18 protein-coding genes are annotated in these 19,094 nt (G+C 54.6%); 3 read left to right on the forward strand and 15 right to left on the reverse strand.

Translation table 11 applies throughout. The features are described from left to right. Position 1: 1 nt before the first annotated feature. The 7 genes from MY069_RS06110 to MY069_RS06140 all read right to left on the reverse strand — a co-directional run bounded on the left by MY069_RS06110 (position 2) and on the right by MY069_RS06140 (position 6,079). Positions 2–1,399, reverse strand: coding sequence for a CpaE/TadZ family protein (locus MY069_RS06110; RefSeq protein WP_482796182.1), 1,398 nt, complete (start codon positions 1,397–1,399; stop codon positions 2–4). Between the two features lie 30 nt (positions 1,400–1,429). Next, entirely contained in the window at positions 1,430–2,131 is a 702-nt protein-coding gene (locus tag MY069_RS06115; RefSeq protein ID WP_482796183.1) for a CpaD family pilus assembly protein, read from the reverse strand. A 13-nt stretch (positions 2,132–2,144) separates the two neighbouring features. Next, on the reverse strand, positions 2,145–3,809 hold the full coding sequence (locus tag MY069_RS06120) for a type II and III secretion system protein family protein (protein ID WP_482796184.1): 1,665 nt from the start codon (positions 3,807–3,809) through the stop codon (positions 2,145–2,147). After that, entirely contained in the window at positions 3,810–4,643 is an 834-nt protein-coding gene (gene cpaB / locus MY069_RS06125; protein WP_482796185.1) for a Flp pilus assembly protein CpaB, read from the reverse strand. It abuts the gene before it with no gap. An 82-nt stretch (positions 4,644–4,725) separates the two neighbouring features. Then, on the reverse strand, positions 4,726–5,241 hold the full coding sequence (locus tag MY069_RS06130) for an A24 family peptidase (RefSeq protein WP_482796186.1): 516 nt from the start codon (positions 5,239–5,241) through the stop codon (positions 4,726–4,728). Between the two features lie 147 nt (positions 5,242–5,388). Then, a complete protein-coding gene (locus tag MY069_RS06135) occupies positions 5,389–5,538 on the reverse strand; it encodes a Flp family type IVb pilin (RefSeq protein ID WP_482796187.1) in 150 nt (49 codons plus the stop codon). 391 nt (positions 5,539–5,929) lie between these two features. Beyond that, on the reverse strand, positions 5,930–6,079 hold the full coding sequence (locus MY069_RS06140; RefSeq protein WP_482796188.1) for a Flp family type IVb pilin: 150 nt from the start codon (positions 6,077–6,079) through the stop codon (positions 5,930–5,932). A 250-nt stretch (positions 6,080–6,329) separates the two neighbouring features. Here MY069_RS06140 and MY069_RS06145 point away from each other — a divergent pair, with 250 nt between their 5' ends. Beyond that, positions 6,330–6,770, forward strand: coding sequence for a pilus assembly protein N-terminal domain-containing protein (locus MY069_RS06145; protein WP_482796189.1), 441 nt, complete (start codon positions 6,330–6,332; stop codon positions 6,768–6,770). Positions 6,771–6,849: 79 nt separating this feature from the next. Here the strand turns inward: MY069_RS06145 and MY069_RS06150 are convergent, their stop codons facing one another. From MY069_RS06150 to MY069_RS06160, 3 genes are read right to left on the reverse strand one after another with little or no spacing between them, the layout of a single operon-like run. After that, a complete protein-coding gene (locus tag MY069_RS06150; protein ID WP_482796190.1) occupies positions 6,850–7,698 on the reverse strand; it encodes a RodZ domain-containing protein in 849 nt (282 codons plus the stop codon). Next, a complete protein-coding gene (gene ptsP, locus MY069_RS06155; RefSeq protein ID WP_482796191.1) occupies positions 7,688–9,958 on the reverse strand; it encodes a phosphoenolpyruvate--protein phosphotransferase in 2,271 nt (756 codons plus the stop codon). The genes MY069_RS06150 and ptsP overlap by 11 nt, the downstream gene beginning before the upstream one ends. A 25-nt stretch (positions 9,959–9,983) precedes the next feature. Then, a complete protein-coding gene (locus MY069_RS06160) occupies positions 9,984–11,234 on the reverse strand; it encodes an aspartate kinase (RefSeq protein ID WP_482796192.1) in 1,251 nt (416 codons plus the stop codon). Positions 11,235–11,327: 93 nt separating this feature from the next. Here MY069_RS06160 and ubiG point away from each other — a divergent pair, with 93 nt between their 5' ends. Further along, on the forward strand, positions 11,328–12,104 hold the full coding sequence (ubiG, locus tag MY069_RS06165) for a bifunctional 2-polyprenyl-6-hydroxyphenol methylase/3-demethylubiquinol 3-O-methyltransferase UbiG (RefSeq protein WP_482796193.1): 777 nt from the start codon (positions 11,328–11,330) through the stop codon (positions 12,102–12,104). Between the two features lie 5 nt (positions 12,105–12,109). After that, a complete protein-coding gene (locus MY069_RS06170; protein WP_482796194.1) occupies positions 12,110–12,721 on the forward strand; it encodes a DUF924 family protein in 612 nt (203 codons plus the stop codon). Positions 12,722–12,724: 3 nt separating this feature from the next. On the opposite strand, the gene MY069_RS06175 is transcribed toward MY069_RS06170, so the two are convergent. From MY069_RS06175 to MY069_RS06195, 5 genes are all read right to left on the reverse strand, one after another. After that, a complete protein-coding gene (locus MY069_RS06175; protein ID WP_482796195.1) occupies positions 12,725–13,723 on the reverse strand; it encodes an FKBP-type peptidyl-prolyl cis-trans isomerase in 999 nt (332 codons plus the stop codon). Positions 13,724–13,765: 42 nt separating this feature from the next. Continuing rightward, complete coding sequence (locus MY069_RS06180; RefSeq protein WP_482796196.1) at positions 13,766–14,653, reverse strand: FKBP-type peptidyl-prolyl cis-trans isomerase; 888 nt, start codon at positions 14,651–14,653, stop codon at positions 13,766–13,768. A 56-nt stretch (positions 14,654–14,709) separates the two neighbouring features. Next, the gene (locus tag MY069_RS06185; RefSeq protein WP_482796197.1) at positions 14,710–15,246 is read right to left on the reverse strand and encodes a DUF6702 family protein; all 537 of its coding nucleotides are present in this window, start codon (positions 15,244–15,246) and stop codon (positions 14,710–14,712) included. A gap of 3 nt (positions 15,247–15,249) precedes the next feature. Continuing rightward, positions 15,250–17,718, reverse strand: a complete 2,469-nt coding sequence (locus MY069_RS06190; protein ID WP_482796198.1) for a M1 family metallopeptidase — start codon at positions 17,716–17,718, stop codon at positions 15,250–15,252. Between the two features lie 96 nt (positions 17,719–17,814). Next, the gene (locus MY069_RS06195) at positions 17,815–19,029 is read right to left on the reverse strand and encodes a threonine ammonia-lyase (protein ID WP_482796199.1); all 1,215 of its coding nucleotides are present in this window, start codon (positions 19,027–19,029) and stop codon (positions 17,815–17,817) included. Positions 19,030–19,094 lie beyond the last annotated feature (65 nt).

Raw genomic sequence — 19,094 nt, forward strand, 5'->3', positions numbered from 1 at the left:
CTTATTTTCCAAGCAGTTTGTTCAATAGTGACTTCGTTTGCGGAACGATTTCTCGGCCCGTCAGCACACCGGCTAGATTATCAATCGACACAGATGCATCGGCCGTTGCATCAGTTTCCGAAATCATCTGACCATTGTTCGAAGCGGTGCCGAACAATTGCGGGTCAAACGGAAGAATCACGCTCGGCTCAACTTCGATCGCTGCAGCAAAATCTTTGGTCGGGATTTCAGGCCGTTTCGGCACGCCCATCATATTCACAACCAGTTTTGGCGGCGCATCATTCGGGCGTTGAGCTTTGAGCTCATCGATGATGTTTTTGCCGTTCCGCAAAGATGCGAGATCGGGTTGGCAAACCAGAATGACTTCATCTGAAGAGAGCAGGGTTTGGTAGGTCCACTCATTCCAAGCATGAGGCATGTCGAGCACGACATATGGCATCACCCGTCGCACCGTATCGATGATCGAGGTGTAAGACTCCGCGGGGATATCCATGATCTGAGAAACCGTCGCGGGCGCCGTAAACAGCGAAAGCCGATCCGTGACTTTTGCCAGCAGTTTCGAAACCACAGCATCATCAACCCGCTCTGGCGCGAGCAATGCGTCGGCCACGGTTTGCTGGTTCTCGTGATTAAAGTCCAAAGCCGTCGTACCGAAAGACAGATCCAAGTCGATCAGGGCCGTGCTAACATGCGCACTCTCAGCCAATGACCAAGCGAGGTTATGGGCAATCGTCGATGCGCCTACACCGCCTTTGGCACCGAGCACTGAAATCGACTTGCCCACGAATGGCGCATCCGGATCCGCGAAGAGCTGACTGATCGAACGCACGATCTGAACCGGCGGAACAGGCGGCACCAAATATTCGCTCACGCCGCGCGCCATCAATTGACGATACAGACCGATATCATTGGTGTTGCCGATCACCATGACCTGCACACCTTCATCGCAATGCGATGCGAGTTCATCAATTTGAGCAATCATGGTTGCGTTCGCAGCGGACGATTCCAGGATCAGAAGATTGGGCGTCTGGTTCTCCTGCAGATACGCGATCGCGGCCTCTAGGCCGCCTTCCTGCGTTTGCAGCGTCGCTTGCGACATGCGGCGATCACTGGCGACCGCTTCCATCAGGGCGACGGTCCGGCCAGATTCGCAGAATGCCATGGCTGAGATAGCTGGGATCGCACGATATCCGCCATCGTCATAATCACTCAGCGTAATCGGAGTCTCTTCCCCAGCATCAAGATCGGGGTCAAACTCCGCAACATCTTTTTGAGGCGGATCGAGTTCGACGGGTTCTAGTCCAGACTGATCCTCGATCACACTCGATAGAGCGGAATCAAAATCATCCTCGAAATCCATATCGAAATCGTCTTCAAAAAGCGCGTTATCATTCGACATTCTACTTCTCTCCCGATGCGTTTCCTTGGCCTAGTTAATAACCGAAGAAACAGCTCCTGAATCATTATCCGTTCGTGCCGCAGCCGTTGCTTCACCGGCTTGCCAAAGTCGCAATTGTTGTCCTCGGCGGACCTTGTCGCCTTCACCGAGTTCGCGCCCGCCAAGCAGATCTGCGGGTTCCGCAATCATCGCCGCCATATTGGTACGGATCGAACACCCAAGCGTCGGCAAATCATTGTTGCTCGACACATTCGAGATATCGATTTGCGCCAGCGACGGGCAGTCCGGCGCAACCGCTTTGTAAGTCTTGAACGCCATGACAATTGGGCTGCTCGAACGGCCTGTTGCATCATAAGCTGCGCCAAGCATCTGCTCATAGCTGACGCCCGCTTCCCAAGCGAATTCGCGAATTTCAGAAACCGCGCCAACCGCGAGCTGAGGATTTTCTGCGTGTTTCGGCATGGAAATCACAAGTGGGCCGTGGCCTACATCTGCGTACTGGTCCAAGAAACCACGAACTTTCGACACTTCATCGCGGCGCAACTGCGTGTCGCGCGGGTCAAGCTGAACTTCGAGGTATTCCGTATGCTGTGTAACGCCGATCTCATGGCGATCTAAGGCAGTTCCGGTGAAATATTCTGGCGGAATGTTGTTTGGTGTACCGCCCGACTGACAACCGGCAATGAGGATTGCGCCGCCTAGGATGGCTCCAAAACTGAGACGTTTAGTCATAGACATATTGCACCTATTCCTCAATAAACCCGACCGGAGCCGAATAGTTTTCTTTGGACAAACCTTTACCGGGCTCCGCATACTGAGCATTTAATTTGCCGAAGAAGACCGTCTTAGAATCTGACGCATTCACAAACCCATCAGCCGGGGTCTTCAGCTCGTCTTTCTTCGCTGGATCGACCAGATAAGGCGTGATGATCACCACCATCTCGGTTTCCTGGTTCTCAAAGTCTCGTGACTGGAACAAAGCGCCGAGAACCGGCAGGTTTTTGACACCTGGCAGTTGGTCCAGCGTCTGACGCGCCCGCGACTGAATAAGACCTGCGAGCATGGTTGATCCGCCTGACGGCAACTCGACAACACTTTCCGCCCGGCGCACAACCAGCGACGGGATCGTAAGACCCTGCACCTGGATGACTTGGCCCGTATTGGTAACGCCTGCAGCGGAACTGCCTTGGAACGCGCCCTGGGTAGAGAGTTCTGAGATCTCCGTTGAAATCTTCAGCGAGATACGACCTTCAGACAAGACGACCGGCGTGAAAGCGAGACCGACCCCGAAAGGTTTAAACTCAATAGTGATCTCTCCCTCTTCCTGAGCAACAGGAACTGGGAATTCACCGCCTGCAAGGAACTTGGCGCTCTCGCCAGAAACAGCCATAATGTTCGGCTCGGCAAGCGTTCTGACAATGCCAATCCGCTCCAGCGCGTTGATTTGCGCGCCGAGCGCCGACTGTTCAACCCCGCCTACAAAGTTGGTGTATCCGACGGATGTGTCCAAGCCGCCAAGCGGGCCGCCTTGGATGTTGAAACCGTTGGAACTGTTAAAACGGAAGCGATTTGAAAATGGCGCGCCGGGAACCTGCCGCGTTAAAGGCGACCCAAGACCGACAGTGTTTTCGCCGATGCCTGTAACATCCACAATCGTTGCGACGCCGTCTTCAACTTCAATGACACGCTGATCTGGGTCAAAGAAGATTGGGTTGCCGGTCAACGGATCGAACACTTGTTCAACAACTTGTCCGGCGAGGTCTCCAAAATTCGTTGCGCCACTCAGATTAATACCGAGTTGCTTGACCATCGTCCGCTGCATCTCGACAATGCGAACCTCAAGCATGACCTGATCTTTTGCGCGGATGTTCATCATATTGATGACATTGGCAATATTGCCAGGTGGCAAATAGGCTTCGACCAAACGAATGACTTGATCAGACTGGACCAGATTGTCGACTGTGCCGGATATGACCAAATTGCTGTTCGCGCTTTCGACCTGAACGCGTGCGTCAGGCACATAGCGTTCGATCATATCGGTGATCACTTTGGTATCGATATCAACCTCGATCTCGAGATTGATCAGCGGGCGACCGTGCAAATCAAATACAAAAGCATTGGTTTGCCCAACCGATACGCCGCGGAAAATAATGCGCTTTGCGGTTTGAACCGTCGCATCCGCAATTTCTGGATTGGTTATGATCACATCCGATGCAGAGCGATCAAGATCAATCACAACGGATTTGTTCAACCCGAGATTAATTGAGCGCGTGACCCCGGTCTCGCCTGGATCCAATGAGCTTACGCCCAGCGGATTGTCATCACTTTGAGCCTGAGCAAAGCCCAGACCCGACAAGCCGATGGCGCAGGCCATCGCTGAAGCTTGTATGATGCGCTTAATTGGCGTCATTTAACTGCCTCCCGCCTCAACTTTGTTGCTGCGATAAATCATGACTTTTCGTCCCCCAGAATCGACCTCATCCAGGGCAACGACATTGGCGAGGGCTTCGCCCTCATTGAAGCCTGCATCCGCTGCGCTTCGGAGTGTGAGAGATAGCGTTCCAACTCGGGCTGAACGCGCTAACAATTCGGCTTGAGTCTGATCAAGCTCCATGGTCGCGGTCGAACCCGTGAGCGTGGGGATACCGTCTACATCGCCAAAAGTTTGGTCGATCGCGAGCACACGCGCATTCTCTAAAATAGTCTTCGTGACCATGACCGGCGGTAAATCTTCGTCGCCTGCAAACTCAATCATCTGTGTAAGGATGATATCAACGCGGTCGTCCGGCAGAATAAAGCCGGCAGAAGCAGACTCTGGTGAAATCTCAACCGTCATCGCACGTTTGCCGGGGCTCAGAAGCGCCGCCATAAAGCCGGTCTCGCCTTTTTGAACGATCTTTTGCGGCATGATTGGCTCATCCGCATACATGGCTGAACGGACAACGCTGCCGGTCAGAATTTCCATCGCATCCGGCGCAATTTCTTGCGTGTAATAGGCGGGGTTCAGCGTCGAGTCAGGCCAGTTGGCCCATTTGAATTCATCAGGAGTCAGCAGCGTGCCAACTCTTAAGTCTGTCTTCGCAACCAGCACTTTTTGCTGAGCAACCTCAACCTCGACCACTCGCTCTACAGTTTGAGTTGGGCCGTTTACGACTGTGGGTTGCGCGAGATTGCGCACCAAGAAAGCTGCGACCACCGCTGCAATCAGCGCGACGGCCAAAACAATAAGGCGCATAGGTGACATGACGACGCTTTCTTCTCTTTACAAAGCCCCAGTAAGTACGAGGCGTCAGATCTTAATATTCCATGCGTGTGCTAAGGCATGGTTAACTCAGAAGTTGGATTTGCTTTAATAAATCGATAAGTAATGGAGAGGCTGGCGCGGCCATAAAGGCGCCTGCTGCGATGGCGACGCCATACGGCACACCTTTGCGTTCTTCGAACGTTGCAACGCCGAACCCTGGGGTGACACCTTTCGGCATCAAACCACGCAAAATCACGATCACAATTGTCAGAATGCCGCCTGCGAGGGCTGTCGCGACGAGGAATGGCACCGCGCCCGCAGGCCCAAGCCACAACATCACGGCTGGAATAAATTTGGCATCGCCGCCGCCATACACGCCTAAGAAGAACAGACCGACCGAAACGATGAAGGCAATCGTTCCCACCAGGAGATGAAGACCGGCGACGTCCCAACCTGGCGCTGCCACAATTGCAGCCGGGACAAATAGGAAAGCAATCCAGCCATTCAACCAGTTTGGAATGGTCAGCGTTTCGACATCAATCAAGGCCGCAAAAATACACAGCGCAAAAAAGGCTACGGCAAACAGAGATAGAATCATCAAAAGGCCTCCGACTATCAGATTTAGATCGTGGCCTAGAGCAAAGGATTTAAAGATAGCTTGACGAAAAAGACACTCGGAAAAGAAAGAAGCCGCCAGGCGAACCTGACGGCTTCAAATTATCAGCGTACCTTACGGTACTTCTGACTACATAGCGTCTGCAACAGACTGGAATGTAGTAGATGTGTTAGTACCAAGAGTAGAAACAGCACCGATGATCGCAACAGCGATCAGAGCAGCGATGAGACCATACTCGATGGCAGTAGCACCAGATTCATTCTTGAAAAAATTACGCATTGGAAACTCCCACTATGCAGGTTATAGACGTCCCGGAAGTTTCGGGTGTCCCCGGAACGAATTGGGTTCTACCCCATCGCACTGAAAATCCAGTAAACTGATGCAAGTAATTCCTGAACATAATGGAAGGGTCCGTTAACCTTCAGCGGATGACGGACGATTATCTATATAGTATTGATAGTATAGGCGTTTTTGAGGGCGCGTGATCGTTAGAAGTGACGGCGTTTCGTCAATCGCGAAACCAAAAGATACCGATACAAGCCTCGCTGAGCTGGCTGCTGAGAATTTTCATCAACCTTGAAGGCGTATCTGTTGACATCAGACCTTGGTCTAATGCCAACAGAGCCACGATTTAGTCCATCAGGCGACGGACTAAATCTCAATCAGGCAACTACATTGCGTTAGCAACAGAAAGGAATGTCGTAGAAACACTCGAACCGAGCGCTGTGACAGCACCGATAATCGCAACAGCAATGAGCGCAGCAATCAAACCATATTCGATTGCGGTCGCGCCGGATTCATTTTTGAAAAATTTTAGCATTGGAGGACTCCACTAAGTACCAGTTTTGTCCCCTAGATGCTCGAGACGTCCCGAACAGAACCGCTTCTACTATACGGCCCTCAAAATCTCGTGAATCAATTCCGGAAAATCTCTAACCGATCGTAAGTAACGATTAACCAAAGAAATCGTGAATTTTGGGGGATGCTCGCGCCAATACAAATGCGAGCCTTAGGATTCAGATAACCTCTTTCAGGCATTTATACACGCAATAGTCTGGAGTGCTCGAAAGATGTCCTTTTCAAAATCCGTAATTTCGATTGGTGCTGCCGCGCTCGTCGCCTGCGCCGCTCATGCCGGACACGTCACCGTTGAGGCGGGTAAAGCGAAAGCCATCAAACTCAATGTGAATGCGGAGAGCGTGATTATCGGCAACCCAAACATCGCGGACGTCGCCGTTCATGATGACAAACTGTTATTCGTAACCGGAAAATCGTTCGGGACGACCAATCTGATGATTTTCGATGCGGATGGAAACACGATTCATTCTTCGGATGTGGTTGTGACTGCCAACGCGACAACATGGGTCTCCGTGAAACGTGCCGGCGACAACTTCACCTATGATTGCGCCCCAGCATGTCGCCCAACTCTCTCAGCCGGCGACAACCGCGCTCACTACGAGAATGTTGGCGAACAGCTGCTCATGCAAAAAGAGCTGAACAGCGACGACTAAATACTGATCCGAGTATTGAGATCCGAAAAAGCCGGCCTTTCATAGGCCGGCTTTTTGAGTCGCAGGATAGATAATCGGTCTAACGGCGTTCTTGACCCCGATTGTCGGAGGTCTCTGCTAAAGCTGTATTCTGAGCTTGGACCGCCATGTCGCGCGCGGCATCTACACTGACGGAGAACAAAGCCTGGCCAGGCTCTCCGATGGGGCTCGCAACTGTTTCGCCGAGGCGCCATTCAAATGCGCCTGCATCGCGTACAGTAATCGTCCAGCCTGCATCTGTGCGCGGAAAATAGGTTTCGCCCGCCCGCATATCACGGCTTCGGAACACAGTTCCGTCCGATCCTCGCACTTCAATCCATGCCGTTTTAGTCGCTTGGATCGCAAATTCCTGGCTGGTCCGTGTCGATAGAACTTCCAGCCCTGCTGTTCGATCAAAAGCCGGCGCTAGTCTGGCTGAGATTGCGAGTGGGTCTTCAGTGGTCGGCTCCGGTGCATTTGTCATCACCACAACCGCTCCGACAATAAAAGCTAAGGCGACAAGGGCGCCTCCCGCCAGCATAACGGTCCGCGCCGGAAAACTGGTCTCGCGTGCCTGCGACGGCATAGAGTCGACATTTGGGGCGCCACGATCTTCTGAAAAAGCGCCGACAATGTCGGCTTCGGGTAAGCCCAGAAACCGTGCATAGTTTCGCGCCTGAAGGCGTAAGATACTGGCCGGGATATGATCTGTTTCTTCAGCTTCGAGCGCCGCCAACGTGTCTTGCGATTGCCGGGTTTTAAGTGCCACATCGCGCAACTCTAAGTCTTTCGCCTCGCGCGCTTCACGCAAACGAACACCAACGCTTGGTTCCATGATCTCATCGCTAGGATCGGAAAGAATAGGCTCAGTCACGGTATCGTTTTCGGTGTTTGGCTGCTTAGACGTCATTCAGAACTATACCTTGTACATCAGCAAGCTCTAACACTCCGTTACGCAATGCAGGATCTCGCTTTTGCAAGAGATCTGCAAATGCCGGGCCGAAACTCGCCAAGTCCAAGGATCGCAGCATTCGCTTCACAGGTCCAATCCCGCCGCCCGGCATGGAAAGGCTGCGATAGCCAAGACCGATCAAGCATAACGCTTCGAGCGGGCGCCCTGCCCCCTCGCCACAAATCGAAACTGGTACGCCAACCCTTTGACATGTCTCAAAAACTTGCGCCAAAAAGCGCATGACCGGGCGGCTCACAAATGGGTACCGATCTGACACAAGCGGCGTCATGCGGTCTGCCGCATGGAAAAATTGTAACATATCATTGGTGCCGATCGAGACGAAATCGACCTCGCCAGCAATGTCTTCCAAGGCATAGGCGAAGGCTGGCGTTTCAAGCATCGCGCCAATTTGGAGGTCGCTTGGCCCCGCGAAACCGCGTGTTTTTCCCCACTCGACTTCTTCCAAGAGCATTTGTTTCGCTTGGCGAAACTCATGTGCGCTCGTCACCATTGGGAACATCGCCGAGAGCGGTCGCCCTTCCCCGGCGCGCAACAAGGCGCGCAATTGGCGCCGGAAAAGACCTGGCCGATCCAAAGCAAATCGGATCGATCGCCATCCCAGCGCAGGGTTTTCCTCGCGCGCATCATTGAGGTTCGGCAAGAGCTTATCACCGCCAAGATCGAGCGTTCTAAAATAGACGGGTCGCCCGTCCGCGGCGCTAAGAACATGCTTATAAAGCTCGATTTGGTCAGTCACGCTGGGCAAGCGTTCGGACATCAAAAATTGGAATTCCGTCCGGAACAGACCGATACCTTGCGCGCCGGTGCTGTCGAGATGCTCCGTATCGAGCCCGAGCCCGGCATTTAACATCAAGCGGACAGGAACGCCGTCTTTTGACTCAGTTGGCTCGTCTCGCAACGCCGCATAAAGCGCCTGGCGCTCGCTGAGCACAGCTTGCCGATTGGTATAGGCGTGCAGCAGCTCTTCATCTGGGCGCAGATGCACCCGGCCGTCTTCGCCATCGACAATCACCTGATCGCCGCGAGAAACATGCGTCAGCAAGCCATCAATGCCGCCAACCGTTGGAATGCCTAAGCCCCGCGCAACAATTGCCGCATGGCTTGAGGTCGCAACCTCTTCGAGAATGATCGCGGCAAAGCCCGCCTTTCCATAATCGAGCAGTTCGGCTGGCCCAAGGCGTCGCGCGATAAGGATCTCGGGGTCGTCGGGGTTCGGTTTAGCCTGTGCGTGCGGGTCTTCTGCGCCCGCAAGCATACGAAGCAAACGGTTGTCCAAATCCTCCAAATCATGAAGGCGTTCCCGCAAATAGGGATCCTTCACTTTCTCGAACCGGGCTCGGTGTTCACGGCGCAATCGATCGATTGAGGCTTCCGCGGAAAGTCCGCCTCGCACCCCTTCGCGAAGCTTTTCCGCCCAGGTTGGGTCCGATGCCAGCAATTTATAGGCTTCGATCACCTCTCGGGGTTCGCCCCACAGACCGCCAATCTCTGCTGCCAGGAGCCGGTCGATTGAGAGATGAAGCTCCTCTAAGGCATTCTCGAGGCGATGTTCTTCAATTTCTGGGTCTTCGGCGAAGAAGCGGGCCGCCGGAATCACCGGATCGTGCAAGCGGACTCGGCCCATTCCAAGCCCCCCGCAGAGGCTACGTCCCTGCAAATTGACTGGTCGCCCTTCGCGCGCCGCTTCAGTCTGCTCCGCGCCCGATCCGGACGCAGGCACAATCTCAGCCAGCACCATGGCGATGGTTTGCAGGCTATCAATCTCATCGTCTTGGTAGAGGCGCTCAGTTCGGTTCTGTACGGTCAGTACACCTATCACCAAACCGCCTTTTAGGATCGGCACCCCCAAAAACGCGTGATAAGGATCTTCGCCCGTCTCGGGCCGGTAAGAAAAGCTTGGATGCCGCGGTGCGTCTTGGATCGAGACCGGCTGCGCGGTTTGCGCGATTTGTCCAACCAACCCCTCATCCATAGCCAAAAAGGTTCGATGAATTGCGTCTTCGCGTAGACCCTCAGTGGCAATCAATTCCATCCGGTCATCATCGGTGCGCCGATAAATCGAGCAAACATCCGCCACCATCGTGCCCGCAATCAGGCGCACGACCTTGAGCAGCCGCGCCTCAGTATCGGCTTCGGCAGCCATTACCGACCGAAGTCGGTTCATTAGAAGCCGGGGGATGGAAAAGCTATCAGGCATGCCTGGGCTCAGATGGGGGGTTCACCTAGCTCGCGTCAAGGTCAAACGCGGTGTGAAGCGCGCGAACCGCAAGTTCGGTATAATCTGTATCAATCAAGACCGAAATCTTGATCTCGGAGGTTGAGATGACGTCAATATTGATATTCTTCGCCGCCAGCGCATCGAACATGGTTTCGGCCACACCCGTATGCGATTTCATCCCGACGCCGACGACGGAGACTTTCGCGACATCGCGGCTGACATCCATATTCTCGAATACCACCTTTTCGCGGTTCGCATTTAGCACGCGTTGAGCTTTCTCACTGTCCCCACTGGTACAGGTGAACACCATATTGGCCCGGCCCTCGCCACGCGCATTGGCCTGCACGATCATGTCCACATTTACGCCCTCACGGGCCAAAAGGGCAAACAGATTGGCCGAGGTGCCCGGTTTATCTTCCATGCCATAGAGGGTGATTTTGGCTTCGTCCCGCGAATAAGTAACGCCGTTTACAACCTGTTTTTCCACAATCTCATCCTCATTACAGATCCAAGTCCCGGGATTGTCGTCTCCGGGCTCAGCAAAACTAGACAGCACCCGAAGCGGCACTTGGTGGTTCATTGCGAGCTCAACCGAGCGGGTTTGCAGCACTTTCGCGCCTAAAGACGCCATTTCGAGCATTTCTTCATACGAAACACGCGGCAAGCGCGTCGCCTGCGGCACAATTCGCGGATCGGTCGTGTAGACGCCGTCAACATCGGTATAGATATCACACGGCACAGATCCGAGGGCCGCCGCAACAGCCACCGCCGTCGTATCTGATCCGCCCCGGCCGAGCGTCGAGACGCGGCCTTCATCGGTGACGCCTTGGAAACCGGCAATCACCGCGACTTCGCCAGAATCAATCGCGGCACCAAGACCGCTATCTTCATCAAACCCGTTGATTCGAGCAGCGCCATGGCCTTCGCGCGTGTTCATACGCATTTGCCAGCCTAGCCAGCTGCGGGCTTTCAGGCCCCGTTTGCGCAAGGATAGCGCCAAAAGACCAGAGGTGACCTGTTCGCCTGAGGCGACGACGACATCATATTCATCGTCAAAATCCTCACCCACGACGTCCGTGCCGGCAGCGCCTTTGGCCAAGGAAACAAGCTTATTGGTCTCACCCGACATGGCAGACACAATCACCGCCAGTTTTTCACCTTTTGCGGCGCGATGCGCCACAATATCGGCCACATGCGAGATGCGATCGAGATCCGCGACGGAGGTTCCGCCAAATTTCAGTACAGTGCGCGCCATTGCCGCCTCGTCAAAACATACCATCTGCGATGAAGTAAGCAGGCGCTTCCTTATAGGGCTCAGCGCGAAATCGCAATTAGGATAGCTAAACTCATGACAGCTGCGACCAACACCGCCCCAAATGCGCCAACGCGGCCCAGTATTGACCCAAGCGAAGTCGCTAAATTTACCGCGATGGCCGCCGAATGGTGGGACCCGAAAGGTAAGTTTCGGCCCTTACATAAGTTTAATCCGGTTCGGCTCGGATTCATTCGCGATACGGTTGAGTTCCATTTTGGGCTCGACCCGGTTGCGAAGCGGCCGTTCGAGGGCTTGCGATTCTTAGACATTGGCTGCGGTGGAGGGCTGGTCAGTGAACCGATGACCCGTCTTGGCGCCAAAGTCACCGCGGTTGACGCTAGCGACGCAAATATCAAAACCGCGATGACCCATGCTGAGCAAGGCGGCCTCGACATCGATTTCCGAGCAGGCACAGTCGAAGCACTGATCGAAGGCGGCGAACCGCAATTTGATGTCGTGCTGAACCTAGAAGTGGTCGAGCATGTCGCCGATCCGGCCCAATTCCTTAAAGACTGCGCAAGTCTCGTTAAACCGGGCGGCTTGATGATTGTCGCCACACTCAACCGCACCCCAAAAGCTTTTGCTCTCGCAATTGTTGGCGCTGAATATGTGCTGGGATGGCTGCCGCGCGGAACGCATGAATTCGAAAAATTCCTGCGTCCAGAGGAAGTTGAGCGTCCGCTGCGTGCCGCAGGATTGGATGTTGAAGCGCCGCAAGGCGTCAGTTTTAATCCGCTCAGCGACCAATGGCGATTAACTGGTGACACCAAAGTCAATTATATGATGGTATCCCATCGTCCCGCGAGCTGAGCCCAATGGCAACTTATCTCACCCCCGGAGCTGTGCTCGATTATTGGATTGGACCCGCCACGCATGACCATCTCGCGGCGAACCGCCTGAACAAAACTTGGTTCATCAAATCCGCCGAGACCGATGCGTTTATCCAATCCCAGTTCGGCGATCTGCTCGACGAGCTAAGTGATGGTTTGGCGGCGGAATGGGCGAAGGCGGGTCCGCGCCAAACTCTGGCGGCAATCATTGTATTGGACCAGTTCAGCCGGAACATTCATCGCGGCACGCCCAAGGCTTTCTCTTATGATCCCTTGGCGCTGCGGCTCACCAAGGCCGGACTCGCGCGCCGGGAGACGTCCCAGCTGACCGAGGTCGAACGGGCCTTCTTTTTGATGCCGCTCGAGCATTCTGAATCCCTCGAAGACCAGAACACCTGCGTCACCGCATTCGAACAGCTACTCGGTTCAAGCCGCCCGGTCTTTCGGCCATTGCTCGAAAACTCGCTCGATTATGCGCGGCAGCATCGAGATGTGATCGCTGAGTTTGGGCGCTTCCCGCACAGGAACGCGATCTTGGGCCGCCAGAACACAGCCGCAGAGTCGGATTATCTCCAAAAACCCGGATCGGGCTTCTAACCCTTATTCCGCGCTCAGAACATCCAACAGCTCGATCTGGAACATCAGATCAGAATTCGGTGGCACAAGACGAATTACCCCGATTTCGCCGTAAGCAAGCTCAGATGGGATATGGACCAGATAGCGATCTCCGGGGCGCATCATCATCAAGGCTTCTGAAAAGCCGGGCACAAAGCCGCCAGCATTATGTTCGGCAGGACCGCCAGTTGCCCAAGAACTATCAAAATACTCGCTCGTATCTGCGAACCGGCCTTCATAATGAATGCGCACCTGGTCGTCTTCAGACGGCGTTGGTCCGGCCGGATCGCCGGTCTCGAGCACGACAATAGAAAGCCCACTTGGAAGCGTCTCTACACCTTCGCGATTGGCGTCCCATGGGAAGTTGGCTTGCCAAGCTGCCATATCGGGGCCTGCGCCCGCAACAGGCGCTGCCGGACGGTTTGCGGCGACTTGTTCTACTTGTTGAGACGAGAGAAATCCGTCTAATTTCACGCGATAGACCAGGTCGGACTGCGCTGGAATCAGATCTCCCAGGGGCTCATCGCCAAACGCTTGATCAGATGGGACATAAACCAGCCACTCATCGCCTGGGTTCATCAAGCTAACCGCCTCCGCCCAACCGTCGATCAATTCATTCATATCATAGACGCTCGGCTCGCCGCGCGCGTAAGAACTATCAATCACCCGCCCATCTGCCGCCAGAAAGGCCTCATAACTGACGACAATCGTCGCGTCTGCACTGGGGGAACCTTCAGCCATGTCGCCGTTCGCAATGGGAATATAGCGGACTCCGCTCGCTGTTTTGTTCATGCTCGCGCATTCAGCTGGAAATGGCGGAGCAAACGGTCCAGGCCCTGCCTGCAATTCTGGGCAGTCCGGCAAAGCGCCGCCACCGAAAATACCGCCCGCATTGGTCGGAAGCGAAACCTCCGGCAATGAGGCACAGCCGGTCAGACAAAGTGCCGACACGGCCCCGATTGCGAATTGTGTATTGCGGATCATTTTAAAGCCCCTCTCAGTAAAACGTCCCGTTTAAATTCTCACCTATTGGACTGGCACAACATCCATTAATTCTACCTCAAAATTCAAGGCAGCGTTTGGTGGGATCGGTCCATTGCCAGCCGGTCCGTAGGCCAGCTCGCCGGGCACGTGAACAAGCCAACGATCGCCCGGTTTCATCTTTTGCAAGGCTTCCACCCAGCCCGGAATGACGCGATTGGCCGGGAACAATGCGGCTTCGCCGCGCTTGAATGCGCTGTCGAACACGTCCCCGCCATCATCAAAGCGGCCTTCATAATAGACAACAACCCGGTCGCCGCCTTGCGGGCTGGTCCCGGTCTCGTCGCCGCTTGCGAGGACAACATATTCAAGGCCAGTGCCGGTTTTTTCGACTTCTGGCAGGTCTGAGTTCCAGGGTGTAAATTTGTCCCACGCCGCATCATCTGTCGCGCGCGGTTCTGGCGCTTTCACGACTTGCTGCAGCTCAACGCGGAAGATGAGATCGTCACCCGGTTTGATCTTACCGCCTGGGCGCGGATGATCGCCATATCCAAGCTCAGTTGGAATATAGAAGATGAACTCGTCGCCGACCGACATGAGTTGCAAGCCTTCAGTCCATCCGGAAATTACTTGATTAACCCCAAATGTCGCCGAAGAGCCGCGCTCATATGAGCTATCGAACACAGTGCCGTCGACAAGACGACCATCATACATGACGCTGACACGGTCGCGAGGTCCTGGCGTATCGCCGCCGTCGTCGCCTTCGCGCACGATGACATATTGCAGGCCGCTTTCGGTTGTTTGCACACCATCGCGTTCGGCATCCCACGGGATGTAAGTTGCGAGCGGGTCGTTCGGGTCAACAGGGTCCATGGTTTCTCCACCACATGCTGCGAGAAAGAGGCCGCCAAGGGCCGCGAATAGAGTGCGCAAGACGAATACTCCTGAAATGCTTGGCGTTGTCTAAGACGCTTTCAGAGGGCTGTCATCTAACGAATGCGGTAGGCTCTTGGACGCGCGCTGCCGCGAAACACCAAAGTCCGGGTCATGTCATTCTGGCGAATATTGACGCGATTGGTTTGGTTCTCAATGGCATCCATCATTACCGTATTGATCACGCTCAGCTCTGTTGTGCTCGCCGGCAGCTCACCCTCAAGATAGACCCAATAATAACCGCGCTCGACTTCGCCGCCGAGCAGGGTCAATTCGATCGCCTCGCCTGACTGAGCATCGGCGAGCGAAAACTGGTCGGCGACATAGGCTTCAAACTTAGACTGAGCTTCGCGGTCGCCATACAGATCCGCGCGGGCGCCGAGGACGTGCATCAATGTGCTTTCTGCGTCATGAATGGCCAGCCGATGCGCGACTTCAAGCGTGCAGCCCTGGACCGAACAATCGGTCTCGGCCCCATTGGCCTTTACGGTCAGTTCAGTAAAGGCAACCGCTTGCTCATGAGCGCTGGCGGGCGCGGGAAGCATCAGCGCGGCTGCGAACGCGACAAGGCCGTGTGTTAAGAGCGTGCGCATGCGCTACTCCTCTGCACCATCATCCGTGTCTTCTGCAGCGTTCTCATCATCGTCATCGGTTTCGAGCTCAGTTTTGATGTCCTGCATAATATCACGACGATCATATGAGAACGGAGCACGGAATTTGAACGATTCTACACGAGACGGCGTAATGCGTCGCGGATAATAGTTGTTCTCGATGTCCGCATCGGCGGTCTCCCAATCTGGGTCGACGACGATCTGCTTCAGTTCTTTGCCCTTTTCAAAGACCAAGAGCTTGCTGACGCGATGCGGATTCCGGCGCCAGATTTCGGCCGGGATATACATCCGTTCTGTGGTGCCATCTGTGAATTCCAGTCCGAGAATAATCGGCATGACGAGGCCGCCAATGTTCGAGAATTCAAGCGCATAATATTCGGCATCTTCTGCGATGGCGCGGTCAAAGACCTGACGGTCAAGCTCGTCCATCTCATCGAGGAAGTCCTTATAATCATTCCGGTCTTTATTGGTGACCGTGTAGATATCATTCTCGTCATAGAAATCGCGAATGTCCGGAAACCGGTCAACCCAAGTCTCTAGGCCTTCGTCTTCATTGAGATCGACCCCGACTTTACCTGGCTGATTGGCGACATCTTCTCGCAGACGCGCCAAATCAATATCGGGGTCCTCAGTGTTCATTTCCATGTGGAAGACGCGATCGAGCGAAATATCGACATGATCTGTGGTGTAGAACCAGCCGCGCCAGAACCAATCCAAATCAACCCCGGACGCCTCTTCCATTGTGCGGAAAAAATCGCTTGGGGTGGGGCGTTTAAACTTCCAGCGGCGCGCATATTCACGGAACGCAAAGTCAAACTTCTCACGCCCCAAAATCGTATCGCGCAGGATGTGAAGCGCCGCAGACGGCTTGCCGTACGCATTCGGTCCGAGTTGCAACACGCTGTCCGATTGGGTCATGATCGGCACCTGCTCGTCAGACACCATGTAATAGATCAGATCGCGCGGCAGCGAGCGGGTCCACGGAATATTGGGATCCCATTCATAGCCAGCGACGCTATCCAAGAAGCTGTTATGCCCCTCATCCATCCAGGTCCATTGGCGTTCGTCTGAATTGACCACCATCGGGAAATAGATATGCCCGATCTCGTGGATCACGACGCCAATCAAGAAGCGCTTTTCCGCCATCGTATAAGTGCGAGACCCATCGTCTTGCAGCGTTGTGCGCGGACCATTGAACGTGATCATCGGGTATTCCATCCCGCCGACCGGTCCGTTGACCGATTGCGAGGTGGGATAAGGATAATCAAAGGCAAACCGGTTATAGACATCCATCGTGTGGATCACCGCTGTGGTCGAATATTTCTGCCACAGCTCGCCGCCTTCTTTCGGATAGAAGGACATCGCCATAACTGTTTCGAACTCAGCGCCCGGCTGTTTGAAGCCCTGTGCGTCCCAAGCGAACTTCCGTGAGGTCGCCCAAGCAAAGTCGCGCACTTTATTGGCTTCGAATTTCCACGTCTTCGACCCGGTTGGGTTCGAACTTTCATTCGTTTCAGCTTCTTCCGGGGTAACCACAAAGACCGGACGGTCGGCATTTTCAGCATCCGCCAGTCGCGCGCGCTGGGTTGCGGTCAGGACGTCGCGATCATTTTGCAACACGCCTGAAGCCGAGACGATATGATCGTCGGGGACAGTGATTTCAACATCATAGTCGCCAAATTCGAGCGTAAACTCGCCGCTGCCGAGGAACTCTTTATTGTGCCAGCCTTCATAGTCTGAATAGGCAATCATGCGCGGGAACCATTGCGCGACGAGGAAAATATCATTGCCGCCTTCGCGCTCATCATCTGGGAAGTGCTCGTACCCCGCGCGTCCCCCCATAGCTTTCTGTTCGATCAGATTATACGCCCAATCGATTTCGAAACTCGTCGTACGACCCGGCGCCAAAGGACGCGGCAAGTCAATCCGCATCAGCGTGCCGACAATTGTGCTTGGCAGCGCATTGCCGCGCGTGTCTTCGACGCGGGTAATGTCATAGCCATACTCATGATCGGCTTGCGATTGCATCCGGCGCAGCGAGCGCAAAGTGATTTGCGGCGTCGCGGCTTCGCGCGCATTGACCGAGCCAGGCTCTTTGGCCGTAAACGTCCGCGTCATTTCCGCAATCGAGTCTTCACGGAAGCGGTTTTGATCAAGCTGCAGCCAGAGATAGCGTAACGTATCCGGCGAATTATTCTTATAGGTAATCGTCGATGAAGCTGTGAGACGCCGTGCCGGCTCATCCAAGCTTACTTTGATCGAATAATCAGCTTCCTGTTGCCAGTATTCATGCCCAGGCTCACCAGCGGCGTTTCGATACACGTTCGGGCTTGGAAGAACCTCGTCCAATTGCCGGAACTTATCTTCAAAATCGCCTTTGGTCTGTTGAATTCCTTGAGCACTCGCCCCGGAAATCGTTAGCGCGGTAACAAACCCAGCCAACAAAAATCGCATTATCTATGCCTCTGATGCTAAATCGATTGATTAGTTAACAAAGACAGCAGATTCTCTAACTAATGCTTAAAATGAGAGGCTTGATCTGAAGAAAAATTAATGGGTGCGTGGCGGATATCCGGCTTGGCTCAAAGCTTCGATGACGTCTTGGGTGTGCTGCGCATCTCGCGTTTCCATCATGATGTCGAACTCAGCTCCTTTCGCAGGAACATCAAGCGCGATGCGATTGTGGGTCACTTCGACGATGTTGGCCCCCGCATCCCCGATCACTTGCGACACAAGCGCAAGCAGTCCCGGGCGATCATCGCCAATGATCCGAATATTGACCAAGCGATTGTCGCGCACCAGCGACCGGGTCAAAACCGAAGCCAGCAGGCGCGAGTCGATATTGCCGCCGCATAAGACCAGCCCAACCCGGCGGCCTGTGAACTTGGCGGGATGGGCGAGCATCGCTGCAAGACCCGCTGCGCCTGCGCCTTCCGCAACCGTTTTCTCGATATCCGCAAACAGAGTGATCGCACGTTCGATATGCTCTTCTTCGACCAAGACAACGTCATCTACGAGCTCACGCACGACCATTTCAGTCAATGCGCCCACATCTTTCACGGCGATGCCTTCAGCGATGGACGCGCCGCCCGTCTTTGGTTCGCGCCCTTCGAGACGGGCGCGCATGCCGGCATACATCGACGCTTCCACCCCTATCACGCGAATAAAGCGATTATGGTCTTTCGCCGCCGTGGCGATGCCCGAAATCAAGCCGCCACCGCCAATCGGAACGATCAGCGTGTCGAGCTCAGGATTCTCCTCAAGCATTTCTAGAGCGATCGTGCCCTGCCCGGCCATGATTTCAGGATCATCAAAAGGATGGATCCAGGTCAGCCCTTCTTGCTGCCGCAGGTTTTGGGCGTGCGCATTGGCTTCATCGAAGGTATTGCCTTCCAGAACCACTCGAGCCCCGAACGCGCGGGTATGCTCAACTTTGTTGAATGGGGTCGTCACCGGCATCACGATGGTCACGGGAATGCCCAGGCGGCGGCCGTGATAGGCAACCCCTTGCGCATGATTGCCAGCAGACGCGGCAACAACGCCTGCCTCTTTTTGCTCATCGGTCAGCCGCGCCAGCTTGTTCAGTGCCCCGCGCTCTTTAAAGGCGGCGGTGAATTGAAGATTCTCAAACTTCACCCAAACCTCTGCCCCGGTAATCGTTGAGAGCGTCTTAGAATGGCGCATAGGGGTGCGCTCAATCTGGCCGTCTAAGATTTCAGCGGCCGCGCGAACATCATCGATTGAGATTGGCAAAGATTTGGTCATGGTCTTCGTCTTCAATTATTCAGCGCGCACTCCTAGTGCGACGCACGCGAAAAAGGAAGCTTTCA

The organism is Hyphomonas sp. ske169 (assembly GCF_056850855.1).

Coding starts and splice junctions, on each gene's coding strand:
- MY069_RS06110 (WP_482796182.1), bottom strand. CDS start 1,399: ATGTCGAATGATAACGCGCTTTTTGAAGACGATTTCGATATGGATTTC.
- MY069_RS06115 (WP_482796183.1), bottom strand. CDS start 2,131: ATGACTAAACGTCTCAGTTTTGGAGCCATCCTAGGCGGCGCAATCCTC.
- MY069_RS06120 (WP_482796184.1), bottom strand. CDS start 3,809: ATGACGCCAATTAAGCGCATCATACAAGCTTCAGCGATGGCCTGCGCC.
- cpaB (WP_482796185.1), bottom strand. CDS start 4,643: ATGTCACCTATGCGCCTTATTGTTTTGGCCGTCGCGCTGATTGCAGCG.
- MY069_RS06130 (WP_482796186.1), bottom strand. CDS start 5,241: ATGATTCTATCTCTGTTTGCCGTAGCCTTTTTTGCGCTGTGTATTTTT.
- MY069_RS06135 (WP_482796187.1), bottom strand. CDS start 5,538: ATGCGTAATTTTTTCAAGAATGAATCTGGTGCTACTGCCATCGAGTAT.
- MY069_RS06140 (WP_482796188.1), bottom strand. CDS start 6,079: ATGCTAAAATTTTTCAAAAATGAATCCGGCGCGACCGCAATCGAATAT.
- MY069_RS06145 (WP_482796189.1), top strand. CDS start 6,330: ATGTCCTTTTCAAAATCCGTAATTTCGATTGGTGCTGCCGCGCTCGTC.
- MY069_RS06150 (WP_482796190.1), bottom strand. CDS start 7,698: ATGACGTCTAAGCAGCCAAACACCGAAAACGATACCGTGACTGAGCCT.
- ptsP (WP_482796191.1), bottom strand. CDS start 9,958: ATGCCTGATAGCTTTTCCATCCCCCGGCTTCTAATGAACCGACTTCGG.
- MY069_RS06160 (WP_482796192.1), bottom strand. CDS start 11,234: ATGGCGCGCACTGTACTGAAATTTGGCGGAACCTCCGTCGCGGATCTC.
- ubiG (WP_482796193.1), top strand. CDS start 11,328: ATGACAGCTGCGACCAACACCGCCCCAAATGCGCCAACGCGGCCCAGT.
- MY069_RS06170 (WP_482796194.1), top strand. CDS start 12,110: ATGGCAACTTATCTCACCCCCGGAGCTGTGCTCGATTATTGGATTGGA.
- MY069_RS06175 (WP_482796195.1), bottom strand. CDS start 13,723: ATGATCCGCAATACACAATTCGCAATCGGGGCCGTGTCGGCACTTTGT.
- MY069_RS06185 (WP_482796197.1), bottom strand. CDS start 15,246: ATGCGCACGCTCTTAACACACGGCCTTGTCGCGTTCGCAGCCGCGCTG.
- MY069_RS06190 (WP_482796198.1), bottom strand. CDS start 17,718: ATGCGATTTTTGTTGGCTGGGTTTGTTACCGCGCTAACGATTTCCGGG.
- MY069_RS06195 (WP_482796199.1), bottom strand. CDS start 19,029: ATGACCAAATCTTTGCCAATCTCAATCGATGATGTTCGCGCGGCCGCT.